The 14,569-nt window shown below is 41.0% G+C and carries 9 protein-coding genes; all 9 read left to right on the top strand.

Annotated elements, in window-relative coordinates; translation table 11 throughout:
• Nucleotides 1-13: 13 nt before the first annotated feature.
• From EZ444_RS01485 to EZ444_RS01445, 9 genes are read left to right on the top strand one after another with little or no spacing between them, the layout of a single operon-like run.
• Entirely contained in the window at nucleotides 14-1,423 is a 1,410-nt protein-coding gene (locus tag EZ444_RS01485) for a glycoside hydrolase family 140 protein (RefSeq protein WP_131606519.1), read from the top strand.
• A gap of 11 nt (nucleotides 1,424-1,434) precedes the next feature.
• Nucleotides 1,435-2,385: a glycoside hydrolase family 43 protein gene (locus EZ444_RS01480; protein WP_165503489.1), complete on the top strand. Its 951-nt coding sequence runs from the start codon at nucleotides 1,435-1,437 to the stop codon at nucleotides 2,383-2,385.
• A gap of 60 nt (nucleotides 2,386-2,445) precedes the next feature.
• A complete protein-coding gene (locus tag EZ444_RS01475; protein WP_131606515.1) occupies nucleotides 2,446-4,290 on the top strand; it encodes an exo-alpha-sialidase in 1,845 nt (614 codons plus the stop codon).
• 8 nt (nucleotides 4,291-4,298) lie between these two features.
• On the top strand, nucleotides 4,299-5,768 hold the full coding sequence (locus EZ444_RS01470) for a sialate O-acetylesterase (RefSeq protein ID WP_225874595.1): 1,470 nt from the start codon (nucleotides 4,299-4,301) through the stop codon (nucleotides 5,766-5,768).
• Nucleotides 5,769-5,784: 16 nt separating this feature from the next.
• The gene (locus tag EZ444_RS01465; RefSeq protein WP_131606513.1) at nucleotides 5,785-8,541 is read left to right on the top strand and encodes a glycoside hydrolase family 2 TIM barrel-domain containing protein; all 2,757 of its coding nucleotides are present in this window, start codon (nucleotides 5,785-5,787) and stop codon (nucleotides 8,539-8,541) included.
• Nucleotides 8,542-8,573: 32 nt separating this feature from the next.
• On the top strand, nucleotides 8,574-11,315 hold the full coding sequence (locus EZ444_RS01460; protein ID WP_131606511.1) for an alpha-L-rhamnosidase: 2,742 nt from the start codon (nucleotides 8,574-8,576) through the stop codon (nucleotides 11,313-11,315).
• A gap of 9 nt (nucleotides 11,316-11,324) precedes the next feature.
• Entirely contained in the window at nucleotides 11,325-12,002 is a 678-nt protein-coding gene (locus EZ444_RS01455; RefSeq protein WP_225874594.1) for a DUF3826 domain-containing protein, read from the top strand.
• Between the two features lie 25 nt (nucleotides 12,003-12,027).
• Nucleotides 12,028-13,161 (top strand): sialidase family protein, encoded by a 1,134-nt coding sequence (locus EZ444_RS01450; RefSeq protein WP_131606509.1) that lies wholly within the window; start codon nucleotides 12,028-12,030, stop codon nucleotides 13,159-13,161.
• Nucleotides 13,162-13,165: 4 nt separating this feature from the next.
• Nucleotides 13,166-14,569 (top strand): acetylxylan esterase, encoded by a 1,404-nt coding sequence (locus EZ444_RS01445; RefSeq protein WP_131606507.1) that lies wholly within the window; start codon nucleotides 13,166-13,168, stop codon nucleotides 14,567-14,569.

Raw genomic sequence — 14,569 nt, 5'->3', positions numbered from 1 at the left:
AAATATTATTACAATGAATAAAAGGGGACTCTTATTTGCCATGATCTCGTTAGCGCTGTTTGGTTGCGCTTCTAACAAGAAACCTGTGGACTCTAAAGGTTTACAGGTTTCAGAGAATGGCAGGTTTTTAACAGAAGATGGCAAACCATTCTTTTGGTTAGGTGATACAGGATGGCTTTTGTTTAATAAAACCACACGTGAACAGGCTGATCAATATCTGGAAGACCGCAAACAAAAGGGATTTAATGTGGTGCAAGTGATGGTATTACATAGTGTGCCATCCGTAAATATTTATGGCGATTCCTCATTGGTAAATGGTGACATCTCTAAGCCAAAGATTACCGAAGGCAGTTCTTTTGCAGATTCTACACAGTATGATTTCTGGGATCATATTGATTATGTGGTTGATAAAGCTAAAGAAAAAGGTATTTATATGGCGATGGTACCGGTTTGGGGTACCAATGTGAAGAACAAGAAAGTATCTCTTGAGCAGGCAAAGATATATGCAGAATTTTTAGCCAAAAGGTATAAAGATAAAAGCAACATCATTTGGTTAAATGGTGGCGACATCAAAGGCTCCGAAGGTGCTAAAGTTTGGGAAATGATTGGAAGCACGCTTCAGGCTAATGACCCAAATCACTTGGTTACCTTTCATCCAAGAGGCCGAACTGGCTCCTCAGAGTGGTTTCATGATGCCAAATGGTTAGATTTTAATATGGCACAATCGGGTCATCGTCGCTACGATCAGGATACCTCAGCTAAAGAGAAATGGCATTATGGCGAAGACAACTGGAAGTATATTGAAAAAGATTATAACCTAAAAGTGGTTAAGCCGACAATTGATGCTGAGCCTTCATATGAGGGGATACCACAAGGTTTACATGATGTAAAACAGCCAAGATGGAAGGATGCTGATGTAAGAAGATATGGTTATTGGTCGGTTTTTGCAGGTGCATTTGGTTATACTTATGGTGATAACTCTGTAATGCAATTTTATAATCCAGCAAGTAAAGAGGCGGCAGCCTATGGTGCAACAAAATCATGGCAGGAAGCTTTAAATGATCCAGGAGCAGGACAAATGCTGTATTTGAAAAATCTGATGTTATCTCGAAATGCTTATCTAGATAGAGTGCCAGATCAATCCTTAATTGTAGGTGCAGTGGGTGGTGATGGCGAAAAATACAATAGATTAATGGCTACCAAGGGCGAGGATTACATTTTCGTATACACCTATACTGGTAGAAATATTCCATTGAAAATGGGTGTGCTCCCTGGTGATCAGGTTAAAGCCTCATGGTTTAGCCCAGGTGATGGGAAAACGACCCCTATTGGGGATGTTGAAAATAAAGGAACACATCAATTCGATCCACCGGGAGAAGAAAAGAACGGTAACGATTGGGTATTGATTGTAGATAAAATATAATGATGAATGGCATGAAACGTACCTATCGTTTGTTTTTGTTATTTGGTTTGGTGGTAACATTTAGCTCTTGTGCTAAAAAGGGCTATTTGTTTACCTCTTTTCATGAGCCTGCAAATGAAGGATTGCGTATGTTATACAGCTATGATGGTTATAAGTGGGTGGACCTGAATAAGATTTATCTGAAACCTGAGATTGGAAAGCAAAAGATTATGCGAGATCCTTCGATGGTGCAAGGGCCTGATGGTGTTTTTCATTTGGTATGGACTTGTGGTTGGAAAGGCGAGAGGGGCTTTGGTTATGCCAGCTCTAAAGATTTAATTCATTGGTCTGAGCAACAATTTATTCCTGTATTACAAAATGAGCCGACAACAGTAAATGTTTGGGCACCAGAATTGTTTTATGATGAGGTTAAGAAAGAGTTTATTATCATTTGGGCATCGACTATCCCTTATCGTTTTGCAAAAGGGGTAGAAGAGGAAGAGAACAACCACAGGATGTATGCAATTACCACTAAGGATTTTAAAACGTTTAGTGAGGCAAAGTTATTCCTTGATCCGGGATTTAGTGTAATTGATGCGGTTATTGTAAAGAAAGCCACTGAAGATTATGTGTTGGTATTGAAAGACAATACCAGGCCAAACAGGAATTTAAAGGTCGCCTCTAGTAAAGATGCCTTAGGGCCATACACAGGAGTTTCGGAAGCATTTAGTGGTAAGCTTACTGAAGGCCCAACCGTGGTTAAGCTGGGGAAAGATTGGTTGATTTACTATGATGCCTATGGCGAGAAAAGGTATGCGGCCATAAAAACCAGTGATTTTAAAAGTTTTAAGGATGTTTCTGCCGAAACGGTAATTCCGGAGGGGCATAAGCATGGGACAATAGTGCCGGTAAGTAGGAAAGTAATTAAGCGCCTTCGTCATCCTGAATTTATTTCAGGATCTCGAAAGAGAAAGGTGGAATAGTGAGTGCGAGGTCCTGAAATAAATTCAGGATGACGGCTCAAATAAATTGAAATAATAACAATGAAGATATATAACAGAATTTGGTTAGCCTCCGTACTATTCATATCAGTACAAGCGGCACAAGCACAAGATACTTTGCGGTATACCGGTACAACAATCGTTAATGCCGATTACCACCATGGTCAGCTTGTGCCTGCCGTAGGGGTACATAATATCCAGACATTTCGTGCAAATAGGGAACATCCTGAGCTTGCAGATGGACTAAACTGGACTTATAACCATGCACCAATGTTGGCTTATTGGAACAATACATTTTATCTGGAATACCTAAGTGATCCAGTAGGAGAGCACATTCCACCAAGCAGAACTTTGTTGCAAACTTCTAAAGATGGCTACAATTGGTCTAAGCCCGACATTATTTTTCCACCCTACAAAATTCCTGATGGATGGAAAAAAGAAGGTGTTCCTGGGGTGGCAAAAGATTTATATGCCACCATGCACCAGCGTGTGGGTTTTTATGTTTCGAAAGCAGATCGCTTGTATGCTTTAGCTTACTATGGCATTGCTATGGATAAAACAGATGATCCTAACGATGGAAAAGGAATAGGCAGGGTAATCAGGGAGATTAAAAAAGATGGAACTTATGGTCCAATTTATTTATTGAGACCGAATTCTACCTGGGATATGAAGCATACGCTTTATCCGATGTATACCAGTAGTAAAGATAAAAGCTTAGTAATTGCCTGCAAAGAAATTTTGGCCAGTCCGCTGATGATGCAGCAAATGGTAGAGGAAGCAGATAGAAATGATCCTTTAATACCGCTAAACAGACCTGTAAAGGCTTTTAGTTATTATCACATGGCTAATGGCAAAGTAGTAGGCTTATGGAAACACGCCTTAACTTCTGTAAGTAATGATCATGGTAAAACATGGCAGTATACTCCTTTAAGGGCGCCTGGGGTGGTAAATAGCAATGCTAAAATATGGGGGCAACGGACGTCAGATGGTCGTTATGCCATTGTGTACAACCCTTCAGAATTCCGCTGGCCATTAGCGGTTTCAACCAGTGATGATGGTTTGAATTATAAAGATCTTTTGCTCGTAAATGGTGAAATATCGCAAATGCGTTATGGTGGCAATTATAAATCCTATGGGCCGCAGTATATCCGTGGAATTCCGGAGACCGATGGTAAACCAACAGATGGAAACATGTGGCTTACCTATAGTATGAATAAGGAGGACATCTGGGTAGCAAAAGTTCCAGTGCCGGTAACGGCTAAAGTGTCTGGCCCTGTAAATGAAGCATTCAATTCTCTTCCTGATGGACAAGAACTGAAACTATGGAATACTTTTAGTCCACTTTGGGCCTCTGTGAAAATTGAAAAAGCACCTGATGGCACAAAGGTACTTACCTTAAGAGATAAAGATCCTTATGATTATGCGAAAGCAGATCGGGTAATTCCTGCAGCAAGAAAAGTAAACGTAGAATTTTCGGTAACGCCAGTACAAAACAATACGGGATCATTGCAGATAGAGTTTCAGGATGCAAAAGGTACTGCAGCGGCTAGATTGATATTTGGCGCTGATGGCGAGTTTACAGCCAAAGTGGGCTACCGCAATTCTGGAATCATGAAGTACGAAGCTGGAAAAACATATAACGTTCGTGTAGAATTGGATATGAACAAGCGGATGTACAACATTTTTGTAAACGGTGAAAGCAAAGGAACACGTTTAATGTTTGTTCCGGTAGCTTCATTTGAACGGGTAGTGTTCAGAACAGGTGATGTACGTCGTTATCCCGATGTAGATACCCCTACAGATCAAGATTATGATCTGAAAGATCCTGGTACTCCGGTAAAAGAAGCCATTTACTATATCAAATCATTAAAAACAGCAGCATTTTAATATAAAGGATGATGGGCTTAAAAAGATATTTTCTGTTGATTGCGTTACTGGGAATGATGGTTGAGGCCAATGCAAAGATACTTTTGCCGCAAATTCTTTCTAATAATATGGTTTTGCAGCGCGATAAGCCTTTAAATGTCTGGGGTTTTGGCACAGCAGGTGAAGCTGTAACCGTAAGCTTTGCTGGTCAGGTTAAGCAAACCCAAACCGATGCAAATGGCAAATGGAAGGTGGTTTTAGCACCTTTACAAACTTCTGCGGTTCCAGCTAGTATGACCATTAAAGGTACAAACACGATCATTCTTGATAATATCTTAGTTGGAGAAGTTTGGCTTTGTTCGGGACAATCAAACATGGAGTATGGCATGCGCAAGATCGCAAAAGTGAAAAAGCCTCTAAAAGAAAAGCTGGGTTACCCAGTTGATGAACTCGAAAGGGCCAATAACTCCCAAATCCGTATCTTTTTAGTCAACAGAAAGGAGCTAAGCAAACCAGATTCTATCCATAAAAGCTGGAGTATCGCTCAGGATCCTGCTTTAAAGAATTTCTCAGCAGCAGGCTATTTCTTTGCCAAAGAGTTGTACGAAAAACTACATATACCGATAGGGATCATCTCTTCGGCAGTAAGTGGTAGTCCGATTGAACCCTGGATACCCAAAGAAAGTTTGGAAACAGGGTATTTTGAAGGACAGAAGGTAGGGAATGATCCCGGTAAGTTTTATACGCCAATGATTGAACCATTAACGCTCTTCGCTTTGCGAGGGTTTTTGTGGTATCAAGGCGAAACCAATTGCTTTTTAAAGGAGAAGATCAGCTATAGTTATAAAATGAAAGCCCTAATCAATAGTTGGAGAACGGCTTGGAGCAATGCTTCCGGTGTATCTGGCAAAGGAGCCGAACTGCCATTTTATTATGTACAAATTGCGCCATTTAATTATTCAACAACCAAAGGTAAGGTGGTATTAGATGCTGAAACGGAACCTGAATTCTGGGAGGCACAGGCACAATTACTAAGGTTGCCTAATACAGGAATTGTAGTTACTACCGATTTAAATGATTATCCCGAGGATTTGCACCCTACTTATAAATGGGAGATAGGTCGCAGGTTAGCCCTTTGGGCCCTGGCCAATAACTATGGTAAAAAGATAAATTATTCAGGCCCCATTTATCAGTCGGTAACCCTTAAAGGGAAAACTGCTGAATTGGAATTTGATCACATTGGCAAAGGACTGCTAAGTGCAGATGGCAAAGCATTAGATTGTTTTACCATAGCTGCTGCCGATGGGAAGTTTATACCTGCCGACGCCCAGATCAAGGGCAATAAAATTATTGTATCCGCAAAAGGCTTGAAGAAACCAATTGCAGTACGTTTTGGATGGAATGAGGCCATGCGACCTAACCTGTATAATAAGGACGGTTTACCCGCTTTGCCATTCAGGACAGATAACCCATTAACAAAACAATTTAAACCTATATAAATCAGATCCTCTATTCATGAAGCTTACGCTGATCCTTTCTTTTATTTTGCTGATGCTATTCAGCTCTGTCCGCGCCCAGCAGACGGAGCAACTCTATTTGTCTGGAACCGGGAATGACCATACTGTAAAATGGGATTTTTTCTGTACTGGAGGAATGAACTCAGGAAAATGGTCAACTATATCGGTGCCCTCAAATTGGGAGCTGCAGGGTTTCGGTAAATACGATTATGGTTTCTCGAAAGACAGCGTAAGAGGTAAGGAGCAAGGTTTATATAAGTATAATTTTAAAGTCCCTGCCGGCTGGAAGGAGAAAAAGATCAACATCGTATTTGAAGGATCGATGACCGATACTGAAGTAAAGATCAATGGTAAATCGGCCGGAGCAGTTCATCAGGGAGCCTTTTATGCATTTCGTTATGATATAACTGCGCTTTTAAAATACGGAGCAGATAACTTGCTCGAAGCAAAAGTGTCAAAGCACTCGGCCAATAAATCAGTGAATGAAGCGGAGCGAAAGGCTGATTTCTGGTTGTTTGGTGGAATCTTCAGACCCGTATATCTGGAAGCCTTGCCTTTACCACATATAGAAAATGTAGCTATAGATGCGAAAGCAGATGGACAATTTAAAGCAGAGGTTCAGGTAGCTGGGAACGCAGATGAGGTAGCCGTGCAGTTGTATACTGTCGATGGTGAAAAGTATGGTTTGCCGTTTGAAGGAAGCTTGAAAAAAGGATCAGCAGTGATTAATGGAATATTCAATTCCCCTAAATTATGGTCTTCCGAGTTTCCTAATTTATATAAAGCAACCTTTACTTTATATAAAAAGAATAAAGCTATTCATACCTTATCTAAAAAGATCGGTTTCAGGACTGTGGAGGTCAAAGAACGAGACGGTATATATGTGAATGGTGTTAAAATGAAATTTAAAGGGGTAAATCGTCATTCTTTCCGCCCTGAATCCGGCAGGACTTTAAGCAAAAAGAACAGTATTGAGGATGTTGAATTGATGAAGGAGATGAATATGAATGCGGTACGCATGTCGCATTACCCACCCGATGGTCATTTTCTGGATGTATGTGATTCTCTAGGTTTATATGTAATGGATGAGCTTGCCGGTTGGCATGGACATTATGATACCCCAACAGGTACAAAGCTGGTCAAAGAGATGATGAGACACGACCTAAATCATGCCTCTATTGTAATTTGGGCAAATGGAAATGAAGGTGGTCACAATCGCGAGCTTGATCCCTTGTTTGCACAGGAGGATATTCAAAAACGTCCTGTTGTGCATCCATGGGAAGATTTTAATGGTTTTGATACACAGCATTATCGTGAGTACAATTATGGCATAGGTAACTACAGACATGGCCATAGTATTGTGATGCCTACTGAATTTTTACACGGTATGTCTGATGGTGGTCATGGTGCCGGATTAGAAGATTACTGGAATGATATGCTTCTTAATCCATTATCAGCAGGTGGTTTCCTTTGGGATTTTGCTGATCAGGGGGTAGTTCGTACCGATAAAAACAACACGATAGATACTGATGGAAATCGTGGTGCAGATGGTATTGTGGGGCCTTACCACGAAAAAGAAGGTAGCTTTTTTGCCATTAAAGAGATTTGGAGCCCAGTGTTTTTTGAGCACCGTGAAATGACAGCTGGATTTGATGGGGTATTTAATATAGAGAACCGTTATCATTTTGCTAACCTCAATACCTGCCAGTTTGATTGGAAATTATTGAACCTTAAAACTAAGGAAGAGCTAAAAGGAAAATCCACGGCACCGGCTGTTAAACCACTTGAAAAGGGTCGATTAACAGTAGGACTTCCTGTAAACTGGACTTCTTTCGATGTCTTGTATATTACAGCTACAGATATGCATGGAAAAGAGCTGTACACTCGGAGTTTCCCGATTACCCTTCCGAAAAAAGAAGCTTTAATGTTGGTTAAAAAAGAAGGGACATCTGGTGTAACGATCGCAGAAAGAGATTCGCTATTTACGACTACTGCTAATGGTGTTTCCTTGAGTTTTAGCAAGAAAACAGGTGTTCTTCGTGAAGTGAGAAATAAAAAAGGCATTATTCCTTTTACGAACGGACCTATAATCCAGGAAGGGGCAACTAATTTCAGAAACATCAGCCACCGCATGGAAGGGCAGAACCTGATCATTGAATCCTCATTCGATAGAAAAGAAGCTTATAATACTTTGCAATGGACAGTTTATCCTTCAGGTATGTTAAAGCTGAATGTAAAATACTTCCCTGCAGAATACCAGACTAACTTCATTGGATTGAACTTCTCTTTCCCGGAAGACCAGATTAAAGGGGTAGAATATATGGGAAGGGGGCCATCCCGTGTTTGGAAGAACCGTTTAAAAGGAAATCAGTTTGGTATTTGGAAAAAGGATTATAACAATACAGAAACTGGTGAAACTTGGGTATATCCGGAGTTTAAAGGTTATCATTCCAACGTGTATTGGTGTAAATTCATTACGAAGGATCAGCCATTTACAGTGATTACCGAGAATGAGGATATCTTTTTAAGATTGTTTAGTGCGGCTTGGAAAACAGATCAATGGCATAATTATGAACCGTTGTTCCCTTCGGGCGATATTTCGTTCATGCATGGGATTCCGGGAATAGGTACAAAAACGCAAAGAGCAGATAGAAGTGGTCCGATGGCCATGAAGAATATTTTTTACGATTATGAGAAGGACCCTGCCAGGGCGCTGAACATGACGCTATATTTTGATTTTTCAACCAATAATTAATTGCTTAAATTCAATCGAAAAAGCCTGACCAAATGATACTTAAACGATATACGATACTCGCAGCCATTTTAATGCTAAGCTTTACTGGGGCGTTTGCCCAGGTATCGTTGCAAAACTTGCGCTGTGAGCTGCTACAAGATCCTTTGGGTATTGACGTGGTTCAACCGAGATTAAGCTGGGAAATTACCTCAGTGCAACGCGATGTTAAGCAAACAGCTTATCACATTCTGGTGGCTTCGTCGGTAGATAAGCTGACAGAGAAAGATGCAGACATATGGAATTCAGGCAAGGTAAATTCATCTGAATCGATTTACAACCAATACGCAGGGGCGACATTAAAGAGTAAAAACAAATATTATTGGAAGGTTAAAGTTTCCACAAATAAAGGCGATGCCAATTGGAGTACTGTGGCTTCATGGTCAATGGGATTACTACAGTATAAAGACTGGGAAGGCCGATGGATAGGGTTTGATCGCTACTTTCCATGGGATAATCAAACTGAGGGGCGTTTATCTGCTCGTTATTTCAGAAAAGAGTTTTCAACGAATAAAACTGTGGCATCCGCTACCGCGTACATTATGGGTATGGGCTTATATGAGCTGTATATTGACGGTAAAAAAATCGGTAATCAGGTTTTGGCTCCTGCGCCTACGGATTATACAAAGAACATAAAGTACAATGCCTTAGATATTACAGCGCAACTTAAGCAGGGTAAACATGCTATTGGCGTTATCCTTGGAAACGGTCGTTTCTTTGCCATGCGTCAGGCCAAAGCCTACAAGGTGAAAACATTTGGCTTCCCTAAATTATTGGTACAAGTGGTCATTAAATATACAGATGGCTCCACTGCATCAATTAAAACTGATGATACCTGGAAAGGTACTGCTGATGGGCCAATTCTTGCCAATAATGAATACGATGGCGAGGTATATGATGCCCGTAAGGAGTTTAAAGGCTGGAGCGAGCTCGGATTTGACGAAAGTAAATGGCTTAAAAGCGAGTATGTGCAGGAACCTGGTGGGACCTATGAAGCGCAGCTGAATGAAGGGATGAAGGTGATGAAAAATATTGCAGCTGTATCGATTACCAAGCGCCCGAACGGTAAATACATCATAGACTTTGGGCAAAACTTTGCTGGTTGGGTGAAATTTAATGTTAAAGGAACTAAAGGTAATATTGTTTCTTTGCGTTTTGCGGAGTCGTTGGAGCCAAACGGGGAGCTATTCAGAACAAACTTACGTGATGCAAAAGCGACCGATACGTATACGCTTAAAGGAGAGGGGACAGAGACCTGGTCGCCAAGATTTACTTATCAGGGCTTCCGTTATGTAGAATTGAGCGGCTATCCTGGAATTCCTCAAAAAAGTGATTTTATCGGATGTCTGGTTTCTGATGACATGCGGACGGGAGGGACTTTTGAATCCTCAAATAGCCTGCTCAACCAGATTTTTAAAAACTCATGGTGGGGCATTGCATCTAACTATAAAGGGATGCCCGTTGATTGTCCACAGCGCAATGAGCGCCAGCCTTGGTTAGGCGATAGGACTGTTGGTGCCTATGGAGAAAGCTTTTTATTCGACAATACCGCTTTATATAAAAAATGGTTGGACGATATTCGTTATGCTCAAAAAGAAGATGGTGCAATACCTGATGTTGCCCCGGCATTTTGGAGGTATTATAGTGATAATGTGACCTGGCCTGCAACCTTGCTTTTTGTGTCTGATATGTTGTATAAGCAAACAGGTGATATTACTGTGCTTCGGAAAAACTATCCGGCAGTGAAAAAATGGATGGGATATATGAAGGACAGGTATATGAACACTGAGGGGATCATGACGAAAGATAGTTATGGCGACTGGTGCGCGCCACCTGTAACTGCTGAAGATGGAAAAGGTGTAAATGCCGATCAGAAACATCCTAGTACGTTAATTGCTACCGCTTATTATTATCAGCTGGCTACAATGATGGCCGACTACAGTACGATTACGGGCAACGGAGGTGATAGCGCCGGTTATGTTGCATTGGCTTCTGAATTGAAAAAGGCCTTTAACGGTAAATTTTATAATGCACAAGGGTATTATGGCGAAAATAAGCTAACAGATAATCTGTTGCCTGTTTATTTTGGAATGGTTGAAGAGCGGCATAAGGAGAAAGTAGTAAAGCAGATCTGTTACATCATTGAAGAAAAGAATAAAGGACACCTGAGTACTGGAGTACAGGGTACAAATTTTCTGATGCGTACGTTGACTGCAATTGGAAGAAGTGATCTTGCTTACCGGATAGCTTCGCAGAAAACCTATCCTTCATGGGGATATATGATCGAAAATGGTGCTACAGCGATCTGGGAGTTGTGGAATGGAAATACTGCTGCCCCTAAAATGAACTCGCAGAACCATGTGATGATGCTTGGTGATTTATTGATCTGGTATTATGAAAACTTGGCCGGTATTAAAGCTGCAGCACCAGGTTTTAAAGAAATTGTAATGAAACCAGAGCTGATTGAAGGGCTGGATAAAGTAAACGGGGAGTATAATTCTGTTTATGGCTTAATTAAAAGTAGCTGGACTAAATCTGCAACTGATTTTAAATGGAATATAAGTATTCCTGCTAATACAACTGCAAGGATCAATATTCCTGCAAAATCTGTTGGACAAGTAAAAGAAGGTAAAGATAAAGCAACTGATGTTAAAGGATTGAAATTTATTAAAATGGATGAAGATAGAGCTGTATTTGAATTGGGCTCAGGTGATTATTCATTTGTATCTGAACTATAAATTATAGAAATGATGAACAAAACCACTAAGTTTTTGGTGATCTGCGGGATGATGGCAGGTATTTCTTTTTCTTCATTGAATAGGGCGCATGCTCAGAATGATATTGTTATTCCAGGTGACGTGTTGGTGAAGGCAACAGAATATGCCACTGCATTGAAACTGGATGACGCTGCCAAAAGCAAGCGAATAGAAACTGTAGTGGCTATTCATATGACCAAAGTAAAAGACTGGCACAATGATCATCCGGCAACAACAGTGCCGTCGGGTATCAATCCGGTAACCGGGAACAAGCTAAGTGATCTGGATAAACAAATTATAGCAGATTCGGCAATGCCCGCATCTGTACATCAGGAATTGATGGAAGGACTGCGCAAAGACTTAAGCCCGGAGCAGGTAGAAACGATATTAGATAAGTATACGATAGGCAAAGTAGCTTTTACAATGGCAGGTTATAAAGCTATTGTGACCGATTTGACTGCTGCAGAAGAAGCTAAAATTTTGGGCTTTTTGAAAGAAGCAAGGGAGATGGCGGTAGATTATAAGAGCATGAAACAGATCTCTGCCATTTTTGAGATCTATAAAACAAAAGCGGAACAATTTCTTAACAACAACGGTCGTAGTTGGAGGGCCTTATATAGTGATTATACAAAAAAGATTAAGGCTGAAAAGGCCGCTAAGAAACAATAATATTCAATCATTAAGCAATACAAAAATGTTAAAAAGAAGAGCAGGGGTAATAGTTTTACTGATTTGTCTGGCAAGTTTGGGCGTAAATGCACAATCGCAAAAATGGCGGTCAGGTATTATCACAGATGAATTTTTATATGAAAGGGCAGCGTTCCCGTCATGCCATTCGGCAACCATTGCCGAAACTCCAACAGGTTTGGTGGCAGCTTATTTTGGCGGGACTAAGGAGCGTCATCCAGATGTAGAAATTTATATTAGCCGTAAAGTAAACGGGACATGGATAGCGCCTGTTTCAGTAGCCAATGGCATACAAAATGATAAATTAAGATTACCAACATGGAACCCTGTATTGTACCAGGTGCCTGGCGGCGATCTATTACTTTTTTATAAAATAGGCCCTAAACCATCTGAATGGTGGGGAATGATGCGTACATCTAAAGATGGCGGGATTACCTGGTCTGACGCTAAAAAGTTACCTGATGGATACATAGGCCCTGTTAAAAACAAGCCTGTTCTGCTAAGCAATGGCAATTTGTTCAATCCTTCGAGTAAAGAAGGAGATGGCTGGAAAGTTCATTTTGAAGTAACGAAAGACAATGGTCAAAACTGGCGTACAGTTGGTCCAATAGCCGGGAACGGATTGGATGCTATACAGCCAAGTATTTTAGATCATGGAAAAGGTAAGTTGCAGATTTTAGCTAGAAGTAAAAACAGGGCGCTTGTAGAATCATGGTCGGCCGATAACGGAGAGACCTGGTCGCCCTTAGCAAAAACAACTTTGCCAAATAATAATTCCGGGACTGATGCGGTCACTATGAAAGATGGTCGTCATGTATTGGTTTATAATCATGTATTGCCTCCTGGTGATTTGGCTAAAGGGCCAAGAACACCATTAAATGTGGCTATTTCTAAGGATGGCAAAGAATGGTATGCAGCCTTGATTTTGGAAGATTCTCCGATCAGTCAGTACTCTTATCCGGCCGTGATTCAGACCGCCGATGGTATGTTGCATTTCATTTATACCTGGAGAAGAGAGAAGATCAAACACGTCGTAGTCGATCCGTCCAAGCTGAAACTTAAAAAGATTGTAAATGGCGTTTGGCCAAAACTAAAAGGATATACCGCACCTGTGATTACAGAAGTTAAAAACGAGGAGTAAGCTGATGAAACGAATAGCCCTATTTCTAACCCTTGGATTTTCGCTGATTATAAGCGGCGCTATTGGACAAACGCAAAATTCAGACCTGTTATACCGGCAGTCGCTTAAAACGGTGCTGGCGGAGATAGAAAGTCGTTTTAAAGTGAAGATAAAATACAATGATGATCAAGTAAAGGATCGTTGGGTGAATTATGCACTTTGGCGTTTCAGACCAGAACTAGACGAAACATTGTCTAATGTGTTGGCCCCATTGGATTTAAAGGTAAATAAGGAGAAAGAAGGCGTTTATAAGTTAAAGGAATACGAATATTACCGCTGGAATGTACAAGATGGGCAGGATAAGCTGGACCAATTGGCTAAGCTATATCATGATAAAGCCAGTTGGGAAAAACGTAAGGCTTTAATCAAACCAGGTTTATATGAAGTGCAGGGCTTGTCGCCTTTGCCGGCCAAACCTTCATCAGAACCCATCATTACTCCTAAGAGAGTAATGGATGGGTATACTGTAGAAAACATTGCTATCGAAATATTACCCGGACTGTACGTGAATGGTTCATTGTACAAGCCTTTAAAAGTTAAAGGAAAGATCCCGGTAATGCTAAGTCCAGATGGACATTGGGCGCAGCAACGTTATCGGGCCGACTGTCAGATTCGCTGTGCAATGATGGCGCGTATGGGCGTAATGGCTGTGAGTTACGATCTGTTTGCCTGGGGCGAATCTTTGCTTCAGTTTAAGTCGGAAGACCATAGGCGAAGTCTGGCGCATACCATACAAACACTTGGTGGTATCAGGATACTGGATTACGTTTTATCCCTGAAAGAAACCGATAAGGGTAGGGTGGGGATAAGTGGTGGATCGGGTGGTGGAAGTCATACTGTTTTAATGGCTGCTATGGACGATCGTATTAAACTAAGTGTTCCGGTAGTTTCTTTATCGTCTTCATTTTATGGTGGTTGTCCATGTGAAAGTGGAATGCCGATTCATCTGTGTGCAGGTGGTACGAACAACGTAGAGATCGCTGCAATGACCGCGCCTAACCCACAGTTAGTAGTGTCGGATGGGAAGGATTGGACGGTTACTGTACCAGATCATGATATGCCTTTTCTTAAAAAAATATACGGTTACTATGGTCGGCCTGATCTGGTAGAGAATGTTCACCTGCCTGAGGAAGGTCATGATTTTGGACTTTCGAAACGTAAAGCTGTTTATGATTTTGTGATAAAAAACTTTAAGCTGGATGCAGCTTTGGTAAGGGATAAAACTGGTCAATATGATGAAAGCAAATGCACGATTGAAAAAGAACCAGCTATGTATGTGTTTGGTGATAAAGGCGAGCGTTTGCCTGCCAATGCAATAAAAGGATTTGAACAACTAGAACAGGTATTTAAAGCCAGTACTTCAAAATAA

It is taken from the genome of Pedobacter hiemivivus (assembly GCF_004331685.1).
GTDB lineage: Bacteria > Bacteroidota > Bacteroidia > Sphingobacteriales > Sphingobacteriaceae > Pedobacter > Pedobacter hiemivivus.
The sequence above is the reverse complement of the archived record's forward strand: the minus strand, read 5'-3'. Positions and strand labels throughout refer to the sequence as shown.

Coding starts and splice junctions, on each gene's coding strand:
- EZ444_RS01450 (WP_131606509.1), top strand. CDS start 12,028: ATGTTAAAAAGAAGAGCAGGGGTAATAGTTTTACTGATTTGTCTGGCA.
- EZ444_RS01445 (WP_131606507.1), top strand. CDS start 13,166: ATGAAACGAATAGCCCTATTTCTAACCCTTGGATTTTCGCTGATTATA.
- EZ444_RS01460 (WP_131606511.1), top strand. CDS start 8,574: ATGATACTTAAACGATATACGATACTCGCAGCCATTTTAATGCTAAGC.
- EZ444_RS01475 (WP_131606515.1), top strand. CDS start 2,446: ATGAAGATATATAACAGAATTTGGTTAGCCTCCGTACTATTCATATCA.
- EZ444_RS01455 (WP_225874594.1), top strand. CDS start 11,325: ATGATGAACAAAACCACTAAGTTTTTGGTGATCTGCGGGATGATGGCA.
- EZ444_RS01465 (WP_131606513.1), top strand. CDS start 5,785: ATGAAGCTTACGCTGATCCTTTCTTTTATTTTGCTGATGCTATTCAGC.
- EZ444_RS01485 (WP_131606519.1), top strand. CDS start 14: ATGAATAAAAGGGGACTCTTATTTGCCATGATCTCGTTAGCGCTGTTT.
- EZ444_RS01470 (WP_225874595.1), top strand. CDS start 4,299: ATGATGGGCTTAAAAAGATATTTTCTGTTGATTGCGTTACTGGGAATG.
- EZ444_RS01480 (WP_165503489.1), top strand. CDS start 1,435: ATGAAACGTACCTATCGTTTGTTTTTGTTATTTGGTTTGGTGGTAACA.